We start from the raw sequence: 24,053 nt of genomic DNA, 5'->3' as shown, positions 1-24,053 counted from the left end.
ACCAAGTTGAGTTCGGGAGATTCGTCGCCGAACGTCGTAAACGGCATGAATGCGCCATGAGACGTTTCGTTGACATGCTCGGCGTGACTGCGTGACTGCGCCTTATCGCAGTGATATTGAGAAAGGCCGTCGCGCCGCACCCGATGGCAAGCTGGAGGAGATTGCAACTGCTCTGAAGCTGAGTAAGGCTGAGCGCGAGCAAATGTTTGACCTCGCCGCACTGACTCGCGAGAACCAAGTTTCCGCAGATCTGTCCGGCTACATCATGGAAACCGAAGTTGCTCGCGTTGCCCTTCGCCGCGCCAAAGAGCAGGATCTCAGTGACAGGCAGTAGGAGAATATCATCAACATTATTGAAGGCGGGGATTCAAACTAGTGCCCCTCCAGCCACCCCTACCTCAGCAAGAATAAGCTTGAAATGAAGGCGGAAAGACTGCTTGCCAAGTACCGCGATGGCGCTCACCTGCGCGAGGCAATACCACTCGATATTGGGCATTTTGCCGAGTTTCAGCTTGACGCCAACATTGACTACCAAGAACTCACCTTGGAAGGAAGCATCCTCGAAATGTCGGTGTTCCAGGACCTCAAGAAATCAATCGTTCGCGAAGGTGGGGCCAAAGCTGACATCGTATTCCCAGCGCAGACAATCGTCATCGACCATGAGGCGCTACGGGATTCTCCGGCGAGTCGTGCCCGATTCACTATCGCCCACGAATGCGCACACCTGATCTTGCATCAAAACATCTACTATCGAGATCCGCTAATTGAATCGGCCTGATTTTTTGAGAGTGGCGTGTTATGCGGCGTGAAGGTCTGCGAAGTTTTCTCGTTGGTAGTTGGTGTAGTGCTCGATCGGCGGGATATGCCCGAGCGAGGAATGCAACCGCTCGTGATTGTACCAGTGGACCCATCCGGCTGTGGCGCGTTCCACCTCACCCCAGTCCGCCCACGTCCCTGCCTCGAAATCAATGAGCTTAGACTTGTACAGCCCGATCGTTGACTCCATTAGACCGTTGTCGTAGGCGTCGCCGACGGTGCCAATAGACCCGTCCATCTGGTGGACGGCCAGCAGCCGGCGGAGATCTGTGGAGGTGTACTGTGAGCCCGCATCCGAGTGATGGATCACCCCGGCCGACTCAAAGTACGGGTCCCGGCGCTGGCGTAGCGCCAGTGCCTGTCGCAGCGCACGGATGACCAACGATGTCGTGGTTCGGGTGTCCACGACATACGCCAGGATCTCACGGGTGAACACGTCGGTGACAAAAGCCACGTAGCTGAAACCGCAGCTGGTGTGCACATACGTGAAATCCGCGACCCACTACTGATCGGGGCGCTGAGCCTGCGATCAGGCCCGTTGAATACGATCCGGGAAACGCTCGGCGGAGGGATCAGCAACGGTGGTGCGTGTGGTCTTGCGAAGTTCAAGATTGATATTCCAGTCGGCCCGTATAACCCGGATTGGGCGATTGTGAAGCACGAGGACGGTGAAGACAAGATCTACATGGTTCGTGAGACGAAGAGTACGGCTGACCCGAACCTGCTTCGTCCGACTGAGCGTGCCAAGATCGCTGCGGCGGAGAAACACTTCGAAGCTATTGGTATTGATTACGCGAAGTCTTCGCCGAAGAATTGGAACGTATAGATACGTCGCCCCCAACACACACCAACGGGGTGGGCCGGGGAAGTGGCCCACCCCGTTACGTGTGTGCAGAGGATCTATCCCTGCAAGTTCGGATGGTGTTACCGGCGGCACACACCGCCGGTGGTGCTACGCGACCGGGTACACACCGTCCTCGCCCAAGCGGGCGTCCGCGTCCAGCAGAAGGGCGATCTCACTGTTGTGGGTGTGGCCCTCGGCGAAGCGGCGGTTGTGCACCTGCTCGAACAGGGCGGCACGTCCGACCATGCCTGCCTCCAGGTGGCCCGCACCGGAGCGCAGGCGCTCGGTGGCGCGTGCGCGCCAGGCCTCGACGTCGCGCCCCTCGGCAGCGAGTGCCGCCTCGAACACACCTGGGTGGGCGAGTACGACGAGCGCGCCGACGTGGCCGAAGCCCAGCGAGGTCAGCGCCGCTGCTTTCACTGCGCCCTCGCCAAGGTCGAGGGTGTCGCGCAGCCAGACCAGGTTGGTGGCCTTCGGCCCGATGAGCGGATCGACGCAGTCCAGCGAGGCATTCTGCGGCAGGCGGCCGGTGCGTAAGACCTCGATCAGCCCGCCGATCTGGAACAGAGCTGCGCCCGCCTTAGCGTGACCGGTGAGCGACTTCTGCGAGATGACGTACATCGGCGCGTGCGGGTCGCGGCCGGCGGCGGGCCAGAGCAGGGAGTGCAGCTCGGACTCGTTCGGGTCGTTGGCGTTGGTGGAGGTGTCGTGCTTGGAGACGACGTTGACGTCGTCAAGCGAAAGCCCGAGCGAGGTGATGCTGCGGGTCAGGCGCGAGTGCTTGCCACCGCGAGCCGCGGCGAGCACGCCCAGGCCTGGTGCCGGGATGGAGGTGTGCGCGCCATCGCCGAAGGAATCGGCGTAGGCGACCACAGCATGCACCGGCAGGCCCAGCTCCGCGGCGAGCGAGCCGCGCACCACGAGCAGGGTGCCGCCGCCCTCGCCCTCGAGGAATCCGCCGCGACGGCGGTCGTTCGCGCGAGAGATGAAGCGGTCGTCGATGCCCTGCGCGGTCATCTTCGCGGTCTCAGCGGTGGCGTTCATGTCGCCGAAGCCCTGGAGCGACTCGACCTGGACATCGTCGATGCCGCCGGCGACGACGAAGTCGGCCTTGCCAAGCTTGATCTTGTCCACGGCCTCCTCCACGGATACCGCGGCGGTAGCGCAGGCGGCGACCGGGTGGATCATGGATCCGTAGCCGCCCACCAGCGACTGCATCACATGCGCGGCCACCACGTTCGGCAGGGCCTCCTGCAAGATGTCGGACTGGCGCTCCTCGCCAATGAAGCGGGAGACGAAGACCTGGTGCAGGGACTCCATGCCGCCGATGCCGGTGCCCTGGGTGGACGCGACATCCGCCGGGTGGATCGCGCGCAGCAGCTCAGCGGGGGTGAAGCCCGCGGAGATGAACGCGTCGACTGCGGTGACCAGGTTCCACACCGCGATGCGGTCCATATTGTCCACCATCTGGGCGGGGATGCCCCACTTGGCGGGGTCGAAGCCCTCCGGCATCTGGCCTGCGACGGAGCGAGAAAGCGTGGCCTTGCGTGGCAGCTGCGCGGTGGCACCTGCCAGGCGGGTGACCTGCCACTCGCCGTCAGTGCAGGTGATGCGGGTCTTGTCCGGATCGGCCTCGGCGAATTCGCGGGCCTCGGCTTCGTTGGCGACGCTGAAGGTGACGTCGCGGTCCAAGAAGACCTCGGTGAGGTCGATGGAGCCGCCGTCGGTGAGGAAGTACTTGTCGCTCAGGCGGCGCACACCGGCGCGCGCGATGACCTCGTCGCGGAAGCGGTTCGCGATGTCCTCTTCGGCCACTTCCTGGCCGTCGGCGTCGTACCAGCCCGGGGTGGGGTCCTCGGCCCAGTGGACAAGGCCCGTCATCCAGGCGAGCTCGAGCACGCCGGCGGCGGTGAGCTCGACCGTGCCGTCGCGCTGGATGCCGTACTCGGCTTCCGTGCGCGTGCGGCCGGAGCCCCAGGAGGAGACCTCGCCGATACCGGCGATGACGATCATGTCGTCCAGCGGGCAAGTGACCTCGCCGAGCTGGCCGATCGCCGAGCCGTCCGGCTGGGCGGGGTTGGCCACGTTCGGCAGCGCCTTGATGCGCGGGGCGTCGGTGTCTGGGTTGTTTACCTGAGCCGGGGCAGCCTCGATGCTCGTCTCGCGGGCGAGCTCGGCGATCGACACGCCGGAGTCTGCGAGTCCGCCGGTGAGGTCGAGGTCCAGCGGGTGCTCCTGCGCCGTTTTGCGCGACTCGGCGCTTGCCAGGCCCATGAGCTTGGAGGAGATCTCCTCCGGGTCCCAGACGTGGATGCCGGCTTCGCGGGCGGCAGGGATGAGCACGTCGTTGCCGCCCATCAGGTGCGTGCCCGCGACCCAGCCGATGCGCGCCTGGGCCAGCGTCACGCCTTCGGGCCAGCCGGTCTCGGCGTGCCACTTGTTCACGATCGCGTCGAGCGCGGCCTTGACCTCGCCGTACGCGCCGTCGCCGCCGAAGGTGCCGCGGTTCGGCGAGCCCGGAAGCACGATGTGTGCGCGGGTGGGCACGTCCGCGTCTTGGGCGAGACGGGCCAGACCGGCGATGGTGCGCTCCAGCGACCAGAGCAGCAGCCTTGCCTGGGTTTCGGTGTTCCCGCCGACCTCGGCCAGCGAGCCGGAGACACCAGGCGCGGCAAAGGGGAAGGCGAGCGTGGGGACGAGGGCGGGCTTGATCAGCTTGACCTCGTTGCCCACGGTCTCGCGCTGGGCAGAACCAATCCAGTCGATGAGCGCATCGACGTCGCGGTAGGACGACAGGTTCGCCGGGACCAGCCAGAGCGCGGCACCCGGGGTGCCGTGGTCGCGGAAGAGTTTGCGCGCGAACTCCTTGCGGGACTGGGTGATCCGCGAGGCCGTCATGATGACGGTCGCGCCTCCCTCGAGCAGGCGCTCGACCAGAGCGGTGGCGATGGAGCCAGGTGCGGCGCCGGTAACAAGCGCGACGTCGCCTGCGTACTCGAGCTCTGGAGTCTCGAGCGCGTTGGCCGCGATGTCCTCCAGGACCTTGCGCGGTGCGCCCTCGGTGTGCGCGGCGTACCAGCGTGCCTGGTCGGCGATCGTCTGGCCGGTGCCGGTGAAACGTGCGGGCGCGAAGCGGGAAGTGTTTTCGCCGGTGTCGCCGGTGGCGATGCGGGCGAGGTCCTCGCGGGCCTGGGCCCAGCGGTCGTCGAAAAGGATTGCGCGGCGGGCGTCGAAGACCGGGGAGACCTGCGCGACCCAGTTCGTGCCGAGCTCGGCCTCGATGGTGTCGAGGACGGTGCGGGCCTCGGCGGCGGCCTCGGCGTCGACGGAGGTGTCCGCGGCCGCGGACTCCACGCCGAGCTTCTCCAGCAGGGTGCGTGCGGTGGCGACGAGCGTGTCGGAAACCTCCTCACGGTAGGCGTCGAGCGCTGCGGAGTCGACGACCCCGCCGCCGGAGGACGCCGCGGCAGAAGCCTTGGCGACTTCCTGGTTGTGGTTTTTGGCGACGAGTTCGACGGCGGCGTCGAGAAGCGTGGCGACCTCGGCCTTCGAGCTGGCCGGCGGGAGGGTGGCAAGGGTGCCGCCGCGGACCGAGTCCTCCTCGCGGGTACCCAGCAGGACGGCGGCCTCGACGTGCGGGACCCAGCTTGCGGGCAGCGCCCAGGTGCCGGTGACGTAGTCGGCGACGTGGGAGGGGGCCAGGCTCGCGGCACCGAGGACCTGGCGCAGGCGCGTGCCGATCGCCTCGGTGAGCACCGGGCCGAAGGGGGTGTAGCTGGGTGCTGCGGTGTTCACGCGCTCGCGCAGGGTGACCACGTCGGCTTCGGCGGCGCCGTCGATGGCGGGCACGCCGAGCTCCGCGGACATGTCCATGAGCAGCTGGTTGCGGCGCGAGGAGACGCCGCCGGTGAGCTCCTCGATGGTGTCGGCGTCTGTGATCTGCTCGGGGCGGATCTTGTTCTGGAAGGCGAAGAGCACGTTGATTGCGTCGGCGGCGTGAAACGGCAGGTCGGAGGCCGGTTGCGCGGGCGCGGCTGCCGGTGCCGCGGCGGGGGCTGCAGGTGCGGCCGGTGCGGGCTCGGCAGGCGCGGACTCGGCCGGTGCTTCTGCCTCGGTGGTGTCCTCTTCCGCGGCCTCCGGCTCGGGCGCGGCGACGGTGTCGCTGAGCGTGACCTGCTCCCAGTTCGCCTCCGCGTTGACCACCGGGATGTGGTGGCCGGTCACCGCCATCTCGCGCTTGGCCAGGTTGGTCAAAGTCGGCGCGGACGCCAGGCCCACCTCGATGGCCTGCTCGACGCGGGCGAAGATGAGGTCCTGGGTCTCAATCCAGCGCACCGGCGAGGCGAACTGCCAGGCCAGAAGCTGGATCAGCAGGACGCGAGCGACGTCGGAGCGGTCCATGGTGTCTGGGTTGAGCGCGGCGAGTGCGTCCTGGGAGGCGCGGTCGTCGGCAGGCACTTCGGCGCGCACGGCGTCGATGAATTCCTGCGTGAGCTCGAAGGGGCGCGCGACCAGGTTGGGGACGTAGCGGTGCTCGAGGGCGTCGACGTCGATGCGCGCGGGCAACAGCTCGTTGAGCTTGGCGGCGAAGTCGGCCACGCCGGAGCGCAGCACGCGCGAGTGGAAGGGCACGTCGATGCCCGGCACCGGCACGTAGGCACGCTCGTGCACAGCGCCCGCGCGCTCGGCGAGGACGGCGAGGCCGCGCTTCGTGCCGGCGACGGAGTACTGCTGGCCCTTGATGTTGTAGTTGACAATCTCCAGGAACTCGCCGGTGTCTGCCGCCACCTTGGCGACGTAGTCGGCGACCTCAGCGTCGGACACCCCGATCATGTTGGGGCGCAGCGCACCCATGCCGTAGTCGGAGTTACCCTCCGCATCGCGCGGGACCAGCGAGCCCATGGAGGAGCCGCGGGAGTAGACCACATCAATGACGGATTCCAGGTCGAAGATGTTGCCCAGCGAGGCGAGCGCGGTGTACTCGCCCAGCGAGTGGCCCGCGTACATGGCACCGGTGGCCAGCGCGTTCGCGTCGCGAAGCCGCGTGGTCTGCGCGTAGGCCACCACGGCGAGGGCGACCTGCGTGAACTGCGTCAGGTGCAGGACGCCGTCGGGGTGCTTGAACACTTCGCCGCGCACGGTGAGCTCCGTCGGGTTGGCGTCCACGATGCGCTGGATGGAAAAGCCCAGGTTTTCGCGGGTGTGCGCGTCGGCGCGTCGCCAGATTTCGCGGGCGGCGGGGCTGGCCGCGCGGTCGCCGGCACCCATGCCCTCGGACTGGATGCCCTGGCCCGGGTAGAGGTAGGCGGTCGCCGGCTGCGCGAGCAGCGCCTGGCCGCGGGAGACGACTTCGCCGCCGATCCGGCAGGTCACCTCGAGCGCGGGCTGGATGCCGGCGCGGCCGACGCGCTCGACGGTCAGCTCCACCTCGTCGTTCAGCTGCACCATGCCGTACATGGAGTAGGTCCAGCCGGTCACGCGCCCGTGGCGTCCGGCGAGGTGCTGTGCGGTGGCAGACAGCCACATGCCGTGCACCAGTGGCGCGCTTAAGCCGACGAGCCCGGAGGCGTTGTAGGAGGAGTGGATCGGGTTGTAGTCGCCCGAGACCAGGGCGAAAGGCGTCATGTCGGCAGGGGCCGTCACTGTTGCGCGGTCGACAAAGGAGCGCGGGGTCGCCTCGATTGCGGCCTCGACGCCGCCGAACTCGGGTGCGACACTCGGCGGGGTAGAGGTCGTCGCCCGGCCGCGGATGGCAAAGCGGTGCATTTGCTTGACCGCGTCGCGCTCACCGTCTGCAATGCGCAGCTCGACCGTGACGATGCGCCCGGAGACCGACTCCTCGATGCCGCTGCACCAGGAGGTGACGGCGAGCTCGCGGCCGTCAGCAAGCGCGTGCAGGTCCGTGCCTGGTGCAAGCGCGATGAGGTGGTCGAGGTGGACGGCGTTGAGCAGGCCCTCGATGACTGGGTAGCCGTCTGTGAGCGTGGCGGAGCCGAGCGCGGTATAGATCGCCGGCCAGCATGGGCCGACCAGCGCGTCGGGCGTGCCGTCGGGCACGTCGGTGCCAAGGGCGGCACCGGTGACCGCGGTGTGCGCCTTAAGCAGGGAGGCGGGGACGTGGAAGCTGGTGCGCGCAAGCCCGAAGGGGTGCGCCGTATCCTCAGAACCCGCGATAATCGACGGCAGCTCGGTGATCGCATCGCCAGCCTCAGAAACCGAGCCCACGCCGGCCAGACCCGCGAGCAGGTCGAAGACGGCCTTCGGCAGGCGCGCGTCGTCGACGACCGGCGAGGCACCGGTGTGCACGCCCTCGGGCAGGTGGATCGGGATAGTCACGTCGCGCACGTAGAAGGGTCGCTGGTCCTCCGGCAGGTCGTCCCAATAGGAGTCGGTGTGGATGCGGATGGCCAGCCCGTTGTCCCCGTCGGAGGCGTCGGAGCCGTAGAAGTCGTGGACGATCTCGAAGCTCGCGTCGTCCATGGTGTAGGCCGGGTTGTCCATGAGGTGCCCATGCCAGAACAGGGTCGGGGCCGCGCGCAGGTAGTCCTCGACGCTCACGGCGTCAGCGAGGCGGGCGAAGCGGTCGGTGGGGGTGACGTCGGCGTCGAGAAGCGCCTGCGTCGTGGCGGCCTCGAAGCGGCCGAGCAGCTCTGCGACCGGCTCGTTCTTGCGGGTAATGCCGGCGACTGCGACGGGGCCGGGGATGATGCGGACCTCGTCGGCGGTATAGCGCGGGTCTTGGGCCTGCCAGAGCGTGTCCTTGCCAAACCACATCTTCAGGTCGCCGTCGATCGCCGGGACCCACGGCATGGGCTTGGGATATTCGTAGTGCAGGGAGATCCACCAGGCGGCATCACGCGGGGAGACGCGGATCTCGCGGGCCTGCGGGTAGGCCTCGATGAGCCGGGCGAGCGCCTCGTGCGGGTCCTGCGGGCCGTCGGCAAACTGGCTGACAATCTCGCCGCTGTCCTGCGGCGCAAGGCGCGCCTCGATGCGGCGCAGCGTGGAGACAAAACGGGCGTCCCACGAGGCGTCGACAAACGGGTGCGCCAGCTCGACGAAGCGCTCAACCCACTCGGCATACGTCATGTCCTCGATGTCGCCGAAGAAAGGCTTGGAGGTCTTAGCCAGTGCGGCGATGATCTCCTCGCGGCGCTCCTGGTACTCCTCGGCCGGCATGTTGGTGATCAGGCGGGAGGCCTTGGCAAAAGAGTTGTCCAGGTCGTGGATGTCGGCGAGCAAGTGGCTTTGCGACGACGCCACGCCGTTGCGCCCCGAACCACGCGACACCCAGCCACCGTTGTCCGCGGGACTGAGCCCCTTCGTGTTGACCAGCAGGTCTTTCACCGAATCGGTGGCTTTTGCCTCCTTGGTGGCCATCGCGACGGTGCCCAAGAAGACGGCGTCGACCGGCATGTGCGGCATCTCGAAGCGCTGCGCCCACGCGCCGGTGAGCAGCTCCGCGGCGCGCTCCGGCGAGTACACCCCACCTCCGACGGTAAGGATCGCGTTGTCGTGCTCGCGGACCTGCGCGTAGGTGTCCACCAGCATGTCGTCCAGGTCCACCCAGGAGTGGTGGCCGCCGGCGTGGCCGTCCTCGACCATGAGGATCACCGGCACATCAGGGTTGGCCGCGGCGATCGCGACCGCGTCGCGGACCTGGGTCGGGGTGCCCGGCTTGAACGCGATGTAGGGGAAGCCGTCGGCGCGCAAGCCGTCGATGATCTCGGTGGCCTCGTCGACCTCGGGGATGCCCGCGGAGATGCACACGCCGTTAAACGGGGCGCCGGCGGCACGAGCCTTGGGCACCATGCGGGTCTGGCCGAAGTGCATGTTCCACAGGAAGCGGTCGAAGAACATGGTGTTGAACTGGGCGGTGCGACCCGGCGCGAGGTGTGCGGCGAGCGTGTCGCGGTGCTCGTTGAACACCTCCTCGGAGTACATGCCGCCGCCGGCGAGCTCGGTCCAGTAGCCGGCGTTAGCGGCGGCGGCGACGATCTCGCCGTCCGCCGAGGTAGGCGTCATGCCGCCCAGGATGATGGGGGACAGGCCGGTGACCTGCGAGAAGCGGGTCTGGGTGTAGACTTTGCCGTCCGGCAGGCGCACCAGGCGCGGGGCGAACTTCTCGTAGGAGACCGCCTCGGGGATCTCGGTGCCCGGGGTGGCAAGCGCGTCGCGGGCACGCGCGTTATCGGCGGTGATCACGGGCACGCCGGAGCCGGCGACGAGCTTGGAGGTAATCCCGCTGAGCGCGGAGTCGAGCGAGACGACGTGCGTTGCTCCGTCCTCGAGCAGGCCGCGCACGGAGACGGGCCAGTCGTGGCGGTCGACCAGGATGGCCTGCGCGAGCGCGCGCGGGGAATCCTCGCCCAGATCCAGGCCACACTGCTTTGCCCACTCGGCGGCCAGCTCGACGGCGCGGGTGTTGGCCTCGCTTGCGTGGTGGAAGGGGTAGGCAACCGGCAGCTCGTCGAAGATGGGGGTGAGCTCGGAGCCGCCGAACTCGGCTGCTTCCAGCTTGGCGTTGAAGGCCTCCGCATGCTTCTCGATGGCCTCGCGGACTTGCGCCAGCTCGGCGGGCTCGCCTGCGAGGACTGCGTGGCGCGGGCCGTTGACTACGGACAGCAGCTTGTCGGCGTCCTGCTCGACGAGCAGGTCGGAAAGTGCCGGGACCGGGATGCCGCGCACGCTGAGCATCCGCGGGGCCGTATCGCGCGCGCCGTAGGCAGTCGAAGCGGCAGCGCCGAGAATGAGCGCGAAGGCGAGCGCGTGCTCCGGGTGCTTCACCGCGGCCACGCCGAGCGCGCCCTGGGAATGGCCGGCGAGATCGACGTTTTCGACCTCCAAGCCGAGGTCACGCAGGTGCTGCACCGCCGCGAGCTGGGCGAGCACGATGCCGGGCACCGAGACCGCCGGGTGCGCGTCCATGGGCAGCGACCCGACCTCTTCGTCGGCGTTCAAGATCGCGCCGAGACGGTCGACCGTGCCCGGCACCGCAGAGGCCAGGGGGCGGGCGACGGGGCCGGTGAGGGAAAGTGCGGCGTCGAGAAGCGAGCGCAGTGTGACGCGCGCGGTGGGCGAGACGGCGTCATGCAGGGCGCGCTGCCAGGGGCTTCCCTGGCCCTGGAAGATGAGCGCGGGGCGGGCGGAATTGAGCGCGGCAATGGGATTAATCGTCATGAATCGTCCTTTTAGGGTGGTGAGAGGTTTACAGCGGCATGTTGCCGTGCTTGCGGGCGGGGCGGGCGACAGTCTTGTCGCGGTAGAGACGCAGGTTCGCGGCGATCGCGTCGCGGGTCTCCGAGGGCAAGATCACCGCGTCAATGAGCCCGCGCTCGGCGGCGTTGTAGGGGTTCAAGATGGTGTCTTCGTACTCGCGCTCGAAGCTGGCGATCAGCTCGTTAAGGGCCTGCTCGTCCATCCCGGACTCGCGGGCGGCCTTGATCTCCTTGCGGTTGATAAACCCGACGGCGCCGGCCGCGCCCATCACCGCGATCTGCGCGGTCGGCCACGCGAGGTTCACGTCCGCGCCCAGGCCCTTCGAGCCCATGACGCAGTACGCGCCGCCGTAGGCCTTGCGCATGGTCACGGTGATTTTCGGTACGGTCGCCTCGCCGTAGGCGTAGAGCAGCTTCGCGCCGCGGCGCAGGATGCCGCCGTACTCCTGGCCCGCGCCGGGCAAAAACCCGGGCACGTCCACCAGCATGACAATCGGGATGTTGAAAGCGTCGCAGGTACGCACGAAGCGCGCGGCCTTCTCAGAAGAGTCGATGTCCAGGCAGCCGGCGAAGACCTGCGGCTGGTTCGCCACAAAACCGACGACCTGGTCGTCAATGTGCCCGAACGCGGTGACGACGTTCTCGGCGCGCTGCTCCATGATCTCGAGGTACTCGCCGTCGTCGGCAAGCTCGGCGATGACCTCGCGCACGTCGTAGGGGGTATTGGGGGAGTCGGGGATGAGCTGATCCAGCGCTTCTTTGGGCTCATTGCTTATCGACGCCTTCGTGTCCACCTTCTCCCGACTATTCGCCGGCAGGTAGCTCACCAGGTCCATGACCCAGTCCAGCGCCTCCTGGTCGTTTTCGGCGACGTAGTGGCAGTTGCCCGCGGTGGCCATGTGCGTCCACGCACCGCCGAGCTCCTCCTGGCTGATCTCCTCGCCGGTGACGGTCTTGATCACGTCCGGGCCGGTGACAAACATCTTGGAGGTCTTGTCCACCATCACCACGAAGTCGGTGAGCGCGGGCGAGTACGCGTTGCCGCCGGCGCAGGCGCCCAGGATCACGGAGATCTGCGGCACCACGCCGCTGGCCTGCACGTTCTGGTAGAAGGTCTGGGCGATCCAGTCGAGCGAGACCGCGCCGTCCTGGATGCGCGCGCCCGCCCCCTCGTAGAGGCCGATCAGCGGGCGGCCGGTGGCAATGGCCAGCTTCTGGATCTTGATCATCTTCTCGCCGTAGACCTCGCCGAGCGCGCCGCCGAAGACGGTGCCGTCCTGGGAGAAGATGCAGACCTCGCGGCCGTCGATGGTGCCCCAGCCGGTGACGATGCCGTCGGTGACCGGGCGCTTGGCGTACATGCCGAAGTCGTGGGTGCGGTGGCGGGCGAGCATGTCGGTTTCCACGAAGGATCCCTCGTCCAGGATGTAGTCGAGCCGCTCACGGGCGGTGAGTCGGCCGGCGTCGCGCACCTTGTCGTGTGCTTGCTCGCCCATGGGGGCGAGCGCTTCGGCGCGGCGGGCGCGCAGGTCGTCGAGCTTTTCTGCGGTGGTTTGTGTCGTGTGTGACATCTTCGCTGAAACTGTCATGCGGGGTAGCATAAGCTTTCGTGCTAATAATTAGCTATACAAAACATGAATAACCTACGCTTCGGTAGGTTTCAGGGCGTGCGCCCGCCCGTTAAGGTGGGAGAACGTCCCGCTGTGAGTTTGATCACGTTTGTGTTACGAAGGGAGGCCACGCGTGCACATCGGCACCGATCTCGTCCACATCCCCACCTTCCGCGCGCAGCTCGCCACCCCCGGCACCACCTTCGCCCGCGCGTTTACAGACCGCGAGCTGCGCGACTGCGCGGCCAAGCCCGACCGCGACGCCTCACTCGCCGCGCGCTGGGCCGCCAAAGAGGCGTACATCAAAGCGTGGGGATCCAGCCGCTTCGGGCTCCCGCCCGTGCTCGAGGCCATCGATTTTCGCCAGCTCGAAGTGCTTATCGACGCCCACTCCCGCCCCACCCTCACAGTGAGTTCGCAGCTTGCTGCTGCGGGTGCACCGGCGGTCGCGTCGGTTTCGCTGAGCCACGACGGCGACTACGCCACTGCCACCTGCCTTGTCGCCACCGCTTAAACTTGTCGGCATGACAGTCACAGACCTCGCCCGCATCCAAGACGCCGTCGCCTCCTACTGGCCACAGGTGCGCTACGTCGAGACCACCGGCTCCACCAACGCCGACATGGTCAAAGAAGGTGAGGCGGGCATGGTGCTCATCGCAAACGAGCAGACCGCGTCCAAGGGGCGCTTGAACCGCACGTGGGTCACACCGAAGGGCGCGCAGCTGGCCATGAGTATGGTCATCGACGCAGGTACAGACCCCAACCACTACGGCCTGCTGTCCATCGCGCCGGGCGTGGCCGTCACCGACGTCGTCCCGCAGGCGCGCCTGAAATGGCCGAACGACGTGCAGATCGGCGGCAAGAAAATCGCGGGCATCCTGTCCAACCTCGCACTGCCGAACGTGGTCGTGGGCATCGGCATTAACGTCAACTTCCGCCCCGAGCAGCTGCCCGTCGACACCGCGACCGCGCTCAACCTCGAGGGCATCGACGTCGACTTCGACGAATTCACCATCGACATCCTGCGCGCCATGGGCCGCCGCTTGAAGCAGTGGCAGGACGGCGACCCGCAGCTGCTTAGCGACTACCGCAAGGTCTGCTCCACCATCGGCCAGACCGTGCGCATGGAGCTGCACGACCGCGATGTCCACGGCGTGGTCGACGGCATCAACGAGCACGGCGAAGTCATCATCGACGGCACCGCCTACTCCGTCGGCGATGTGCATCACCTGCGCCCGAAACAGTAGCCTGGTCGCGTGTCAAAAAAGGTGCGGTTTCAAACTCACGACGGCGAGCAAGTGCTTGTCGACGTCTGCGCACCCCTTTCCACCCTCACCTTCCCTTTGATGGAGCTGATCGTGATTACGGGCGTGGCCTGGATCGCGATCGGCTGGATGGATGTGACCCCGGGCATCGACCCCGCGCTGCGCAACCTCGCCGTGGCGCTGTGGGCGCTACTCGCACTGTGGCGCTTCGTCGGCCCGCTGGTGGCCTCTCGACGGCGGCGCTTCATGCTCACCGACCGCCGCATCCTCGCCCGCGGGCGCCGCGGCGCGGTCGACTCCATCCCCTTGGAGCAGATTCACTCCGCCCGCCGCGTCAAAGGTGGGATCTCGGTGGCGGTCTACGGCTACGACCGCCCGCTGGTTTTCGAGCAGGTGGGCAAGGCGCGCGCCGTCGACAAGGCGCTGCAGAAAGCGCTTAACCGTTGATCTGCGCGCCCTTGATTTCCGTGTCGTGCAGCTGGTTGTCCAGGTCCTCCGGCGTGAGGTCGCCCTGCTGGAACTCCGCGGTGACCGGCAGGTGCAGGTCCATGTCGGTGCCGGGGCACAGTTCGATGCGGGCGTCGCGCACGGTGTAGTCGAGGACGTGGCCGCCGGAGGTGCGCGCCTCGTCGATGAAGTGCACGTGGCAGCCGGGCACGCTGATGCCCTTGGCGTAGGCCGGGGTGCGGAAGCCGCCGATGATGCCGGTGACGTTTTCGAAATGGTGCTCGGCGTCGTCGTTAATTGCTTCGGTCATGGGGCGGTAGGGCTTTTCCTGCTTGCTCACGGTGCGGGTGACCACCTCGTCGAAGGTACCGGTGATGCGCACGGCGTAGAAGAAGTTGCGGCTGGGCTCGAGCGAGTCGATGAAGGAGGACAGTTCGCCGCGGCGCATGCCCTGCGGCGCGTCGACGGTGATGCGCGGCACGAAGTTCGTCACCACCGTAAACGGCGTGCGCTGGTCGAGGTCCGCGATACGGGCTTTGCCGTCGCTGGTGAGCTGGTAGCAGGTGCCGTCGAGGATGATCATCTCGCCGTCGAGGCCATCGAAGGTGCCGAGCCCGAAGTTGCCTTTGGCCAGGATGTCGCCGATGGTCAGCTCGCCATCGTAGATGCCGTCGAGGAGCGCGGTCATGAGCGAGTTCTGGAAAATCGTGTGGCGCGAAACCGCCTGAGAGTTCGTGGACATAGCACCAGGGTAAGGTGTGGTGTGTGAATGACGCACAAGGAATGCCAATTGTCGTGGTCGTCGGCGACGGCCAACTCGCCCGCATGATGCACACCGAGGCGATCGAGCTCGGTTTGCACATGCGATTGCTCGCCGGGAGCGAGGACGCATCCGCCGCCCAAGTCTACAGTGATGTGCGCCTCGGCGACTACCACAAGCTGGAGGACCTGCGGGAGGTAGTCCGCGGGGCGTCGGCAGTGACCTTCGACCATGAGCACGTGCCGAATGAGCACTTGGAGCAGCTTCTCGACGAGCACGTGCTCGTCGAACCACGCCCCAGCGCACTCCTGTACGCCCAGGACAAGCTGGCGCAACGCCGCAAACTCGAAGAACTGGGCCTGCCCGTGCCGGAGTACGCCGCGATTGACTCCGTGGACGCGGCTCGTGCCTTCTGGGAGCAGCACGAGCACCGTGTCTGCCTGAAGACCACGCGCGGTGGCTACGACGGTAAAGGCGTCTGGTTCCCCGACTCCCAGGGCGAGCTGCTCGACCTGGTCGAGGACCTGCTGGGCCGCGGCATGGAGCTCTACGCGGAGGAGAAGGTCGACTTCGTCCGCGAACTGTCGATCATGGTGGCGCGCTCCCGCTCCGGCGAGATGCGCGTGTGGCCGGTGGTGGAGTCGCGCCAGGACAACGGTATCTGCCGCGTCGCGATCGCGCCCGCCCCGGACCTGCCGTCGCGGCTCGCGCGCGAGTGCAAGAAGCTTGCGCGCCTGATTGCGCGCAAGCTGGATGTCACCGGCGTGATGGCGGTGGAGCTGTTCGAGTACAAGACGGAAACCGGCACCGCCGTGTCCATCAACGAGCTGGCGATGCGCCCGCACAACACCGGCCACTGGACCCAGGACGGCTCGCTGACCTCCCAGTTCGAGCAGCACTTGCGTGCCGTGCTGGACTGGCCGCTGGGTGAGACCGAGACCGTCGCCCCGGTCACCGTGATGGTCAATGTCCTCGGCGGCGAAGAGGACCCGGAGATGTCGATGGAAAACCGCGTCAAGGAAGTGATGCTGCGCTACCCGGAGGCCAAGATCCACCTCTACGGCAAGAGCTGGCGTCCGGGCCGCAAGATCGGGCACGTGAACGTGACCGGATACGACGTGGTCACCACCCGCAAGATCGCGGAGCACGCCGCGAAGTACCTGATTACGGCCCGCTGGAACTAGAAAGGCTTTCGCACCTATGTCTGCACCCCTCGTCGGCCTGATTATGGGCTCCGATTCTGACTGGGACACCGTCAAACCCGCCGCCGAAGTACTCGCCGAGTTCGGCATTCCCTTCGAGGTCGGCGTCGTGTCCGCGCACCGCACGCCTGAGAAGATGCTCGCGTATGCCAAGCAGGCGCACGAGCGGGGCTTGCGCGTGATCATCGCGTGCGCCGGCGGTGCCGCGCACCTGCCCGGCATGGTGGCGGCGGCGACCCCGCTGCCGGTCATCGGCATCCCGCGCGCGCTCGACACGCTCGACGGCATGGATTCCTTGCTGTCCATCGTGCAGATGCCGGGCGGCGTGCCGGTTGCCACCGTGTCCATCGGCGGTGCGAAGAACGCCGGCCTGCTCGCCGCCCGCATCCTGGGCGCGGCCGATGCGCAGCTGCAGGAGAAGATGGTGCGCTACCAGGAGGACATGGCTGCGGCCGTGGAGAAGAAGGACGAGGCGCTGCGCAGCAGGTTGCTGGGTGAGTAGCAGCCCAATCGTGGTGCTGGGCGCGCGCATTGTCGACGGCCACCCGTCGCGCATGCTGCACGCCCGTCTCTGCGCCGCGCTGGTGCGCTGGCGCACCGACGCGCGTGCCGGTGTGCGCCGCAGAATCGTGGTCACCGGCCGCGGGGAAGCGGCAGTGATGGCGAGCTGGCTCGCCGGGCGCGGCGTGCCCCGCGAACTCATCGTTGAGGAGCCCTGCGCCACCTCGACGAACGAAAACCTCGAGCGCACCCGTGCGCTCTTCCCGCATGCGCCGCGCATGATCGTGGTGACCAGTAACTTCCACGTCCGCCGCACGCGCGTGTGGGCCTGGCACCTAGGCATTCCGGTGGAGATGGTGCCCGCGCGTACCCCGCGCCGCTCCCGGCCGAAGAACTACGCGCGCGAGCTTATCGCGCTGCCGCACTCCGCGGCGCGGGTTGTGTGGCGGCGACTTATGCACAAAATGCGCTAGAGTAAATCCGATGGTGCTACTTTTGGCACCATGTACTTCAGGCCTAGGAGGGCTCCATTCATGGCACACTTACAGCGCCGCATCGCCGGCTTGATCACCGTTGCACTACTGGGGGCCAGCGTGGCCTCATGCGCCACAAATGCGCCGCAGACCGACAAGGACGGTACCGCGGTGACTGCCGGGGCCAGCCAACCCGCAGAAGTCAACGGGGTAGATTTGCATTTTATTGCGATGATGACACCGCATCACCAGCAAGCCGTGGACATGAGCGAGATCATCCTGGCCGCCGACGGCATCAGCGAAGCGACAGCGGACTTGGCCGAGCGGATTAAGGTCGGGCAACAAGAAGAAATCGACACCATGGTCGGCTGGGCGGAACAATGGGACCAAGGCGACTTAATGGCACACCACGCCCCGCACATTGCCAATGGCATGCTCACTCCGGAGCAGATGGACCAGCTGAAAACGCTTTCTGGAGAGGATGCAGACACCCGGTTCCTCCAGCTGATGCATTTTCACCACGCAGGTGCCGTTGCCATGACTCAAGACCAAATCGATAACGGCGGCTACCAGCCTCTCGTGGACCTGGCACAGCAGATGGTCGACGTCCAAACCGCTGAGATGCACGAGATGGAAGAACGCTTAGAAGCCAAAGGCGAAAGCGTGCTGACTGAGTAAAGAAAAGACGCGGGGGAGTGCCAAACCGGGTATAAGTTCGTAGTGCACCAGTAGTACGACTGTAAAGGAACGCACATGACTTCGAACTTCAATGCCGCGCAAAGCAAGCAGACTGCCGACGGCTTCTTCTCCGCACTCTTCGACTTCTCGTTCTCCCAGTACATCACCCTGAAGTTCGCGCGGGTGATCTACCTGATCTCCGCCGTGCTCATCGGTCTGTGCTGGGTCTTCGGCCTGCTCGTGTCGCTCGCAGCGTTCAGCGACGGCTTTGGCTCCGGCCTGTTTGCGCTCATCGGCTTCCTCATCGTCGGCACGCTGGCCGCGCTGGTCTCGCTGATCAGTGCGCGGGTCACGCTGGAATTCATGGTCTCGGCGATCAAGACGGCGCAGAACACCTCCGAGATCGCAGAGGCGCAGCGCCGCTAAAGCCCACCCGGCAGGCTGTGTAGCGTGAGTCCGCGCGCGTTCGCGGCCTCGCCGAAGCGCTCCACGAAATCGGCCGAGCGCTTTCCCGAGGCGCAGTAGACCACGACGTCACCCGCGCCACGCAGCGTATCGAGGAGCGAGGTCGCGGTGTCCGGGTCTTCGCGCCATACCGAGGCGGGCAGGTGTACAGACTGTTGCGGCAGGTCCTTGATCGCCTTCTCGCCGAGTTCGCGCACGTCCAGCGCGGTGGCGTTACCGCCGGCGACCTGCGCGAGCAGGCGCGTTTTCTCACCGTCCTGCGGCAGCGCGCACGACGGAGTTTGAACTTCCAGTTCGGTGACCAGCTCGCGCTCCGGGTCGGCGGCGACCTCGAAGCGCCGCACCGTCCCGGCGAGCGCCTCGTAGACGTGCAGCACGCCGACCTCGGCGTCCATGCCCGCGAGGTACTTCACGGCCTCGGTGGCCATCATCCCGCCGACGACCGAGGTGGTCACCCCGAGCACGCCCGCGGTGGCGCAGTCCGGCGTGTCTTCGGGTGCCGGGTGGGTGGGGTAGAGGTCGCGCAGCCCCACCCCGCGATCCTCCGGACCCGAGCGCCACAGCGCGAGCTCGCCGTGGAAGCGCAGCACCGAGCCCCACACCAAGGGCGTGCCGGTAATTTCGGCGGCGTCGGCGGAAAGAAACTTGGTGCCAAACGTATCCGAGCCGTCGATGACCAGGTCGTGCTCGCGGAAGAGCTCGGGCGCGTTGGAAGCATCGAGGCGTTCGCGCAGCGGCACGATCGTGGCGTCGGCGCGGTGGCGACGCAGCTGCTCGGCCGCCACCTCCACCTTCGGCCGGCCCACGTCGGCGGCGCTGAACAGGATTTGGCGGTGGATGTTCGTGTCATCCACCACGTCGTCGTCGATCACCGTGAGCGTGCCGACACCGGTGGCCACCAGCGCCTGCATCACCGGGCAGCCGAGCCCGCCCGCGCCGACGACGAGCACCCGCGCCCGGTTCAGCGCCTCCTGGCCCTCCACCCCGAAGCCCGGTAACAGTGTTTGGCGCGCAGTGCGCCGCAGCTCAGCGTGAGGCAGGCTCATAGGACCTCATCCGCCCAGCTCGCCAGGCCTTCAAAGCTTGACGACGCCAACGCCCCCTCCGCATGCGTCCGCCGCGGAATCCGCCCCGCCCCTCGGGCCAGCCGACCCGCCTCGACCGCGTGGCGCATCGCGCGCGCCATCGCGACCGGATCCTGGCAACGGTTGACCGCGCTCGCGAGCAGCACGCCGTCGCAGCCGAGTTCCATGGCGGCGGTGGCGTCGGAGGCGGTGCCGACGCCGGCGTCGAGAAGCACGGGCACCTGCGCACGCGCGCAGATCAGCTCGATGTTGTGCGGGTTCAAAATGCCAAGACCTGTGCCGATCGGCGAGCCGAGCGGCATCACCGCGTGCACCCCGACCTGCTCCAGGCGGGCGGCGACGACCGGGTCGTCGGAGGTGTAGGCAAGCACGACGAAGCCTTCGGCGACGAGCAGCTCGCAGGCGTCGACGAGCTCGACGACATCCGGCAGCAGCGTGTGGTCGTCCGCGATGACCTCTACCTTGACCCAGTTCGTGCCGAGCGCCTCGCGCGCCAGCTGCGCGGTGAGCACCGCGTCGCGGGCGGTGCGGCAGCCCGCGGTGTTCGGCAGGGGGTCGATGCCGAGCCGGGTGAGCATCTCGAAGACACTCTCGCCACCGTCGGCGCGGGCAGCGTGCCGACGCATCGCCACGGTGGTCAGCTGCGTGCCGCTGGCGACCAGCGCGTCCTCGAGCAACTGCTGGCTGGTCGCCCCGCCGGTGCCCATGATCAGGTGGGAGTCGAATTCCTTGTCGGCGATCTGTAGCACGGCTAGCCTCCTTGGACGGCGGTGAGGATGTCGACGGTGTCGGCGTCGGCAAGCGAGGTGCCCCAGCGACTTGCGGGCACGACCTTGCCATTGACCGCGACGGCGACGCCCTTCGAGTGGCCGACGACCTCGTCGACGAGCGACTGCACGGTCGGCGCGGTGTCGAAGGTGCGGGGCTGATCGTTGATGGTGATGCGCATGATGCTCCTTAAGATTCGTGGCGGGCGGGGTCGCACGCGGAGATATCGACGGCCGTTTCGCGCTCGAGCCCGAGGTCAGCGCCGACGCGCGCGCCGAGCGCCGCCAGCAGGATCCCGTGGCGGAAATAGCCGGTCGAGACCACCAGGTTCTCACCGCGCAGGCCCAGGTAGGGCAGGTCGTCGGGCGTGCCGGGGCGATTGCCGACGAGCGCCTCCACAAGCTCGCAGTCCTCGATGGCGGGGACGACGCGGATGGCGTCGCGAAGCAGCGTGTACACGCCGTCGACCGCGGGACGTACGCGCGCGTCCTCGCGGCTGGTCGCGCCCACGGCGACGGTGCCGTCGGTGCGCGGAATGATGTAGACGGGGCGATCCTCGACGAAGGCGCGCACGACGCGGCCGACCGGCATGCGGCCGGCAAGGCGCAGCATGTCGCCGCGCACCGGGCGCAGGTTCAGCGGCAAGCCGAGCGCGCTGGCACCGAGGCCGTTGCATACATAGACGGTGTCGCCGCGCAGGGTATCGACGCCGACGCACCTATCGCCCTCCCAGCGCAATGCTTTTGCTTTTTCGCGCACGAGGGTGGCGCCGCGCGATTGCAGCTCGCGCAGCAGGGCGGCGGCGAACATGCGCGGGTTGACCTGGTGGTCGCCCGGGATCTCCACCACGCCGGCGAGCTGCGGGCTGAGGCCCGGCTCCTGCGCGCGGGCTTGGCGCAGCGTGAGGCGGTCGACGTCCATGCCGTGGGCGTGCTGGTGCTCGGTGAGTTCGCGCAGGTGGGTGGCGTCGGCGCGGTCGGCGGCGACAACGAAGGTCGACTCCGTGCGGTACCCGACCTCCGCTCCCGGCAGGTCCGCGATGAGCGCAGGGTACAACGCCGCCGACTCCAGCATCAGCGGGTAGAGCGGCTCCTGGCGGTACTGCACCTCCGCGGCCGGGGCGAGCATACCGCCGGCGACGTTGGTCGCGCCGCTTGCCGGGGCCGGGTCGACCAGCGCGATCTGGCGCGGGTCGACGCCGCGGCGTGTGAGCTCGAAGGCGGTGGTCAGGCCGATGATGCCGGCGCCGACGATGAGGTGTGCAAAGCTTTTCACGACGCAGCCTCGAAATCCTTCACGATGCCCGCCGCCATCGCGCGCGGGTCCTCGGCGCGCATGAACCCGCGCACGATCGCCACGCCGGCCACGCCCGTGGCGGCGAGTGCTGCGGCGTCCGAGGCGTGCACGTCGCCGATCGCCACGACTGGCACCTTCGAGGCGGCGACCAGCGGCGGGTAGCCGTCGAGGCCGAGCGGGGCACGCCCGGAGTCTTTCGTCGGGGTGGGGCGGAAGGGGCCCGCGCCGACGTAATCGATCACGTCGGCGTACGCGTTTGCCGCCTCCACCAGCGCGAGCGTGCCGGTGGTCAGCCCGAGGATCGCGTTGGGTCCAAGCAGCTCGCGGGCCGCGCGCGGGTCCATGTCGTCCTGGCCGATATGCGCCCCGTGGATGTGGTGGGTTTCCATGAGGCGGGCGGCGAGGGGGACGTTGTCGTCGATAAGCACGCGCGTGCGCGGGTTCGCCGCGGCGACCGCATCGGCGACCTCGCAGGCGAGCCGCTCGAGCGCTGGCTCGGCGATCGGCTTGCTGCGCACCTGGATCACACCCGCCCCGCCGGCTGCGGCCGAAGCGGCGACGCGCGCAACATCGGCGGCAGGCTGGCCCGTGACGAAGTAGCAGCGCAAGTCGACCGCCTTAGGCATCGCGCACCACCCACGCGCGGTCGGCCTGGTCGAAGAAATCGAGCTCGTAGCGCGAGGCGACCGCGCACGCGCGCACCGCCGCATCCAGCGCGTCGGGGTTCGCCGCGAGCGTGGCCTCGCAACGCTCGATCGCGCCGCGCACCGCCTCGTAGAAGCCGTCGCCCGCGTAGGTGGCCAGCCAGTCGCGGTAGGGGTGCGCGTCGTGGTTGCGCTCAGCCAGTCGCGCGCCGACTTCGTAGTAGAGCCAGTAGCAGGGCAGCACCGCCGCCTGCCCGATCGCGGCCGACTCGCCCAACGTCGAAGCGAGCAGGAAGTCGGTGTACGCGCGCGTGACCTGCGAAGGCAGCGTCTCGCGGCCCAGGTCAGCGAGCCAGGTGCGCTGCATCTCCTGCTCGTCGGCGATCGCGGCGTCCGCATCCGATGCCCACGCGCCGCCGAGCGCACGCAGGGAGCGCGCGTACTTGGTCAGGTAGTAGGCGTCCTGCTCGAGGTAGAACATGAAGTCGGCGTGGTCGAGCGTGCCGTCGCCGAGCGTGCGGATAAACGGCAGCTCCATGATCGCGGTGAGGTACGGCGCCGAGGCGTCCCACAGCGCCTGGGTGTGGGGGCCGGCAGGTTGCGCGAGCGGTGGGGTTGGGCCGGCGTCGATAAGCAAGAAGTGCTCGGGGTTGCAGTCGGCGGCGCGCTGCATGCGGCGGCCCACATGGTCGTGGTCGACGGGGCCGCGGCCGTGCCCGACGGCGAGCGCGTCGGCGTGCGCGATCGCCTCGTGCAGCCAGCGCGACGCCCACTCGGTCGCCGCGGGCGTATCGAAGCCGGCCCCCAGGCGCGTGGCCAGCGCCGAGGAAAACGAGCAGCCCGTGCCGTGCGTGTTCTTCGTCTCCACCCGGGTCACCGGCACGTGGTGCACGCTGTCCGCGGTGACCACGGCGTTGTCCGCGCGCGGGCCGGAAAGGTGCCCGCCTTTGACAATGACGGTCGTGCCCAGCTTATGCGCCAGGCCTTGCGCCTGCGCGATCGCGGCGTCGAAGTTTTCGGCCGGGTCAACGCCAGCGAGGACGGCGAGTTCGGGGAGGTTGGGCGTGATGACGTCGGCAAGCGAGGCGAGCTCGCGCAGCGCCTCTTCCGCCTCGCGCGTGAGGAGCCTATCGCTTGACGACGCCACCATCACCGGATCCAACACCACCTTGCAGTCGCGCGCGTGTGTGGTGAGGAACTCGCGCATCACCTCGATGATTTCGGTGGTGCCGAGCATGCCGATCTTGATCGCGTCGATCGCTACGTCGTCGGTGATCGAGCGCAGCTGCGCGCGCAGAAAATCGATCGGCGGGGTGAAAATCTCCTGCACGCCGGTGGTGTTCTGGGCGACGAGCGAGGTCACCACGCTGTAGGAAAAACCGCCGGCGGCCTGGATCGATTTGATATCGGCCTGGACTCCTGCGCCTCCGGTCGGGTCGGTGCCGGCGATAGTCAGAATGCGGGGCAGGGCAGGTGTATTCATGTGGGACATCCCTTCGCTAGTTCGAGCTAGAGCAGGTTCGACGGGTCTCATCTCAGCACCATGTTGGGTGCACCCCGTGTCACACTGGCGACGCTAGCACAGCGCCCCTGCCGCACTTAGAAGGGGAGCGCGATGCCGAGCGCCGGGGCGGAGAAGTACAGCCAGCCGGCTGCGAGCGCGCCGAAGACGGCGAGCAGGCCGAGCACTGCGCCGAGGACGTCCAGGCTCTTGCCGACGTTCACGTTTGTGGTCTCGGCGGGAGCTGTGTCGTTCGAGTCGACGTTGACGTTGTTGACGTTGACGACCACCTCGTTGCTGTCGGTCGTGTCCTGCGCGAGCGCCGGTTGCGCGGCGGCGAGCAGTGCCAAGGAGGTGAACGTTGCGGTGATGCACTTCATGCTTCTACTAGTAGCAGGCGGAAAAGGGTATCCCTATTAGACGCATGAATTGGGCTGCCGGTTCCCTTTTGGGGCGAAAGTGGAATACTTCTCACATTTG

The 24,053-nt window shown here is 67.5% G+C and carries 22 protein-coding genes and 1 riboswitch; of the genes, 11 read left to right on the top strand and 11 right to left on the bottom strand.

Going from position 1 to position 24,053, the window contains the following annotated elements; genetic code table 11:
• The first annotated feature begins 91 nt into the window (after positions 1-91).
• Positions 92-334, top strand: coding sequence for a hypothetical protein (locus tag HMPREF2550_RS04000; RefSeq protein WP_246819751.1), 243 nt, complete (start codon positions 92-94; stop codon positions 332-334).
• An 84-nt stretch (positions 335-418) separates the two neighbouring features.
• The gene (locus HMPREF2550_RS03995; protein ID WP_070789856.1) at positions 419-778 is read left to right on the top strand and encodes an ImmA/IrrE family metallo-endopeptidase; all 360 of its coding nucleotides are present in this window, start codon (positions 419-421) and stop codon (positions 776-778) included.
• Positions 779-796: 18 nt separating this feature from the next.
• Here HMPREF2550_RS03995 and HMPREF2550_RS03990 read toward each other — a convergent pair whose 3' ends face one another.
• Positions 797-1,270 carry an integrase core domain-containing protein gene (locus HMPREF2550_RS03990; RefSeq protein WP_246819750.1) on the bottom strand — a complete coding sequence of 158 codons (474 nt, stop codon included), beginning with the start codon at positions 1,268-1,270 and terminating at the stop codon, positions 797-799.
• Positions 1,271-1,291: 21 nt separating this feature from the next.
• Here HMPREF2550_RS03990 and HMPREF2550_RS12440 point away from each other — a divergent pair, with 21 nt between their 5' ends.
• Positions 1,292-1,642 (top strand): restriction endonuclease, encoded by a 351-nt coding sequence (locus tag HMPREF2550_RS12440; protein ID WP_246819749.1) that lies wholly within the window; start codon positions 1,292-1,294, stop codon positions 1,640-1,642.
• Between the two features lie 126 nt (positions 1,643-1,768).
• On the opposite strand, the gene HMPREF2550_RS03985 is transcribed toward HMPREF2550_RS12440, so the two are convergent.
• Complete coding sequence (locus HMPREF2550_RS03985; RefSeq protein ID WP_070789853.1) at positions 1,769-10,840, bottom strand: type I polyketide synthase; 9,072 nt, start codon at positions 10,838-10,840, stop codon at positions 1,769-1,771.
• A 28-nt stretch (positions 10,841-10,868) separates the two neighbouring features.
• The gene (locus HMPREF2550_RS03980; protein ID WP_371441169.1) at positions 10,869-12,479 is read right to left on the bottom strand and encodes an acyl-CoA carboxylase subunit beta; all 1,611 of its coding nucleotides are present in this window, start codon (positions 12,477-12,479) and stop codon (positions 10,869-10,871) included.
• 142 nt (positions 12,480-12,621) lie between these two features.
• On the opposite strand from HMPREF2550_RS03980, the gene HMPREF2550_RS03975 reads away from it, so the two are divergent.
• The 3 genes from HMPREF2550_RS03975 to HMPREF2550_RS03965 are packed head-to-tail and all read left to right on the top strand — an operon-like array spanning position 12,622 to position 14,200.
• Entirely contained in the window at positions 12,622-13,002 is a 381-nt protein-coding gene (locus HMPREF2550_RS03975; protein WP_070789849.1) for a holo-ACP synthase AcpS, read from the top strand.
• Between the two features lie 10 nt (positions 13,003-13,012).
• Positions 13,013-13,735: a biotin--[acetyl-CoA-carboxylase] ligase gene (locus HMPREF2550_RS03970; RefSeq protein ID WP_070789847.1), complete on the top strand. Its 723-nt coding sequence runs from the start codon at positions 13,013-13,015 to the stop codon at positions 13,733-13,735.
• 9 nt (positions 13,736-13,744) lie between these two features.
• Positions 13,745-14,200 (top strand): hypothetical protein, encoded by a 456-nt coding sequence (locus HMPREF2550_RS03965; RefSeq protein ID WP_371441168.1) that lies wholly within the window; start codon positions 13,745-13,747, stop codon positions 14,198-14,200.
• Here HMPREF2550_RS03965 and budA read toward each other — a convergent pair.
• Positions 14,190-14,942, bottom strand: coding sequence for an acetolactate decarboxylase (budA, locus tag HMPREF2550_RS03960; protein WP_070789845.1), 753 nt, complete (start codon positions 14,940-14,942; stop codon positions 14,190-14,192). The genes HMPREF2550_RS03965 and budA overlap by 11 nt on opposite strands.
• Before the next feature lie 41 nt (positions 14,943-14,983).
• Here budA and HMPREF2550_RS03955 point away from each other — a divergent pair, with 41 nt between their 5' ends.
• The 5 genes from HMPREF2550_RS03955 to HMPREF2550_RS03935 all read left to right on the top strand — a co-directional run bounded on the left by HMPREF2550_RS03955 (position 14,984) and on the right by HMPREF2550_RS03935 (position 18,240).
• Complete coding sequence (locus tag HMPREF2550_RS03955; RefSeq protein ID WP_070789844.1) at positions 14,984-16,144, top strand: 5-(carboxyamino)imidazole ribonucleotide synthase; 1,161 nt, start codon at positions 14,984-14,986, stop codon at positions 16,142-16,144.
• 16 nt (positions 16,145-16,160) lie between these two features.
• Positions 16,161-16,664 (top strand): 5-(carboxyamino)imidazole ribonucleotide mutase, encoded by a 504-nt coding sequence (purE, locus tag HMPREF2550_RS03950; RefSeq protein WP_070789842.1) that lies wholly within the window; start codon positions 16,161-16,163, stop codon positions 16,662-16,664.
• Positions 16,657-17,136, top strand: a complete 480-nt coding sequence (locus HMPREF2550_RS03945; protein ID WP_070789840.1) for a YdcF family protein — start codon at positions 16,657-16,659, stop codon at positions 17,134-17,136. The genes purE and HMPREF2550_RS03945 overlap by 8 nt, the downstream gene beginning before the upstream one ends.
• A 60-nt stretch (positions 17,137-17,196) precedes the next feature.
• Entirely contained in the window at positions 17,197-17,814 is a 618-nt protein-coding gene (locus HMPREF2550_RS03940; RefSeq protein ID WP_070789839.1) for a DUF305 domain-containing protein, read from the top strand.
• Positions 17,815-17,889: 75 nt separating this feature from the next.
• Positions 17,890-18,240, top strand: a complete 351-nt coding sequence (locus HMPREF2550_RS03935; RefSeq protein WP_070789838.1) for a DUF4282 domain-containing protein — start codon at positions 17,890-17,892, stop codon at positions 18,238-18,240.
• On the opposite strand, the gene HMPREF2550_RS03930 is transcribed toward HMPREF2550_RS03935, so the two are convergent.
• The 7 genes from HMPREF2550_RS03930 to HMPREF2550_RS03900 all read right to left on the bottom strand — a co-directional run bounded on the left by HMPREF2550_RS03930 (position 18,237) and on the right by HMPREF2550_RS03900 (position 23,953).
• A complete protein-coding gene (locus tag HMPREF2550_RS03930; RefSeq protein ID WP_070789836.1) occupies positions 18,237-19,325 on the bottom strand; it encodes a ThiF family adenylyltransferase in 1,089 nt (362 codons plus the stop codon). The two genes, HMPREF2550_RS03935 and HMPREF2550_RS03930, sit on opposite strands and share 4 nt — an antisense overlap.
• Entirely contained in the window at positions 19,322-20,113 is a 792-nt protein-coding gene (locus HMPREF2550_RS03925) for a thiazole synthase (protein ID WP_070789834.1), read from the bottom strand. The genes HMPREF2550_RS03930 and HMPREF2550_RS03925 overlap by 4 nt, the downstream gene beginning before the upstream one ends.
• 2 nt (positions 20,114-20,115) lie before the next feature.
• On the bottom strand, positions 20,116-20,313 hold the full coding sequence (gene thiS / locus HMPREF2550_RS03920; RefSeq protein WP_070789832.1) for a sulfur carrier protein ThiS: 198 nt from the start codon (positions 20,311-20,313) through the stop codon (positions 20,116-20,118).
• 8 nt (positions 20,314-20,321) lie between these two features.
• Complete coding sequence (gene thiO / locus HMPREF2550_RS03915; RefSeq protein ID WP_070789830.1) at positions 20,322-21,407, bottom strand: glycine oxidase ThiO; 1,086 nt, start codon at positions 21,405-21,407, stop codon at positions 20,322-20,324.
• Entirely contained in the window at positions 21,404-22,054 is a 651-nt protein-coding gene (locus HMPREF2550_RS03910) for a thiamine phosphate synthase (RefSeq protein WP_070789827.1), read from the bottom strand. The genes thiO and HMPREF2550_RS03910 overlap by 4 nt, the downstream gene beginning before the upstream one ends.
• Entirely contained in the window at positions 22,047-23,555 is a 1,509-nt protein-coding gene (locus HMPREF2550_RS03905; RefSeq protein WP_070789825.1) for a bifunctional hydroxymethylpyrimidine kinase/phosphomethylpyrimidine kinase, read from the bottom strand. The genes HMPREF2550_RS03910 and HMPREF2550_RS03905 overlap by 8 nt, the downstream gene beginning before the upstream one ends.
• A riboswitch (TPP riboswitch) is annotated at positions 23,547-23,642 on the bottom strand. (Overlaps the previous gene by 9 nt.)
• A 29-nt stretch (positions 23,643-23,671) precedes the next feature.
• Entirely contained in the window at positions 23,672-23,953 is a 282-nt protein-coding gene (locus HMPREF2550_RS03900) for a hypothetical protein (RefSeq protein ID WP_070789823.1), read from the bottom strand.
• Positions 23,954-24,053 lie beyond the last annotated feature (100 nt).

Origin of the sequence: Corynebacterium sp. HMSC074A01, from assembly GCF_001831515.1 — a bacterium.
GTDB lineage: Bacteria > Actinomycetota > Actinomycetes > Mycobacteriales > Mycobacteriaceae > Corynebacterium.
This window is presented reverse-complemented; position numbering and strand designations above follow the sequence as displayed.

Coding starts and splice junctions, on each gene's coding strand:
- HMPREF2550_RS03995 (WP_070789856.1), top strand. CDS start 419: ATGAAGGCGGAAAGACTGCTTGCCAAGTACCGCGATGGCGCTCACCTG.
- HMPREF2550_RS03985 (WP_070789853.1), bottom strand. CDS start 10,840: ATGACGATTAATCCCATTGCCGCGCTCAATTCCGCCCGCCCCGCGCTC.
- HMPREF2550_RS03980 (WP_371441169.1), bottom strand. CDS start 12,479: ATGCTACCCCGCATGACAGTTTCAGCGAAGATGTCACACACGACACAA.
- HMPREF2550_RS03970 (WP_070789847.1), top strand. CDS start 13,013: ATGACAGTCACAGACCTCGCCCGCATCCAAGACGCCGTCGCCTCCTAC.
- budA (WP_070789845.1), bottom strand. CDS start 14,942: ATGTCCACGAACTCTCAGGCGGTTTCGCGCCACACGATTTTCCAGAAC.
- HMPREF2550_RS03955 (WP_070789844.1), top strand. CDS start 14,984: ATGCCAATTGTCGTGGTCGTCGGCGACGGCCAACTCGCCCGCATGATG.
- purE (WP_070789842.1), top strand. CDS start 16,161: ATGTCTGCACCCCTCGTCGGCCTGATTATGGGCTCCGATTCTGACTGG.
- HMPREF2550_RS03940 (WP_070789839.1), top strand. CDS start 17,197: ATGGCACACTTACAGCGCCGCATCGCCGGCTTGATCACCGTTGCACTA.
- HMPREF2550_RS03935 (WP_070789838.1), top strand. CDS start 17,890: ATGACTTCGAACTTCAATGCCGCGCAAAGCAAGCAGACTGCCGACGGC.
- HMPREF2550_RS03930 (WP_070789836.1), bottom strand. CDS start 19,325: ATGAGCCTGCCTCACGCTGAGCTGCGGCGCACTGCGCGCCAAACACTG.
- thiS (WP_070789832.1), bottom strand. CDS start 20,313: ATGCGCATCACCATCAACGATCAGCCCCGCACCTTCGACACCGCGCCG.
- HMPREF2550_RS03910 (WP_070789827.1), bottom strand. CDS start 22,054: ATGCCTAAGGCGGTCGACTTGCGCTGCTACTTCGTCACGGGCCAGCCT.
- HMPREF2550_RS03905 (WP_070789825.1), bottom strand. CDS start 23,555: ATGAATACACCTGCCCTGCCCCGCATTCTGACTATCGCCGGCACCGAC.
- HMPREF2550_RS03900 (WP_070789823.1), bottom strand. CDS start 23,953: ATGAAGTGCATCACCGCAACGTTCACCTCCTTGGCACTGCTCGCCGCC.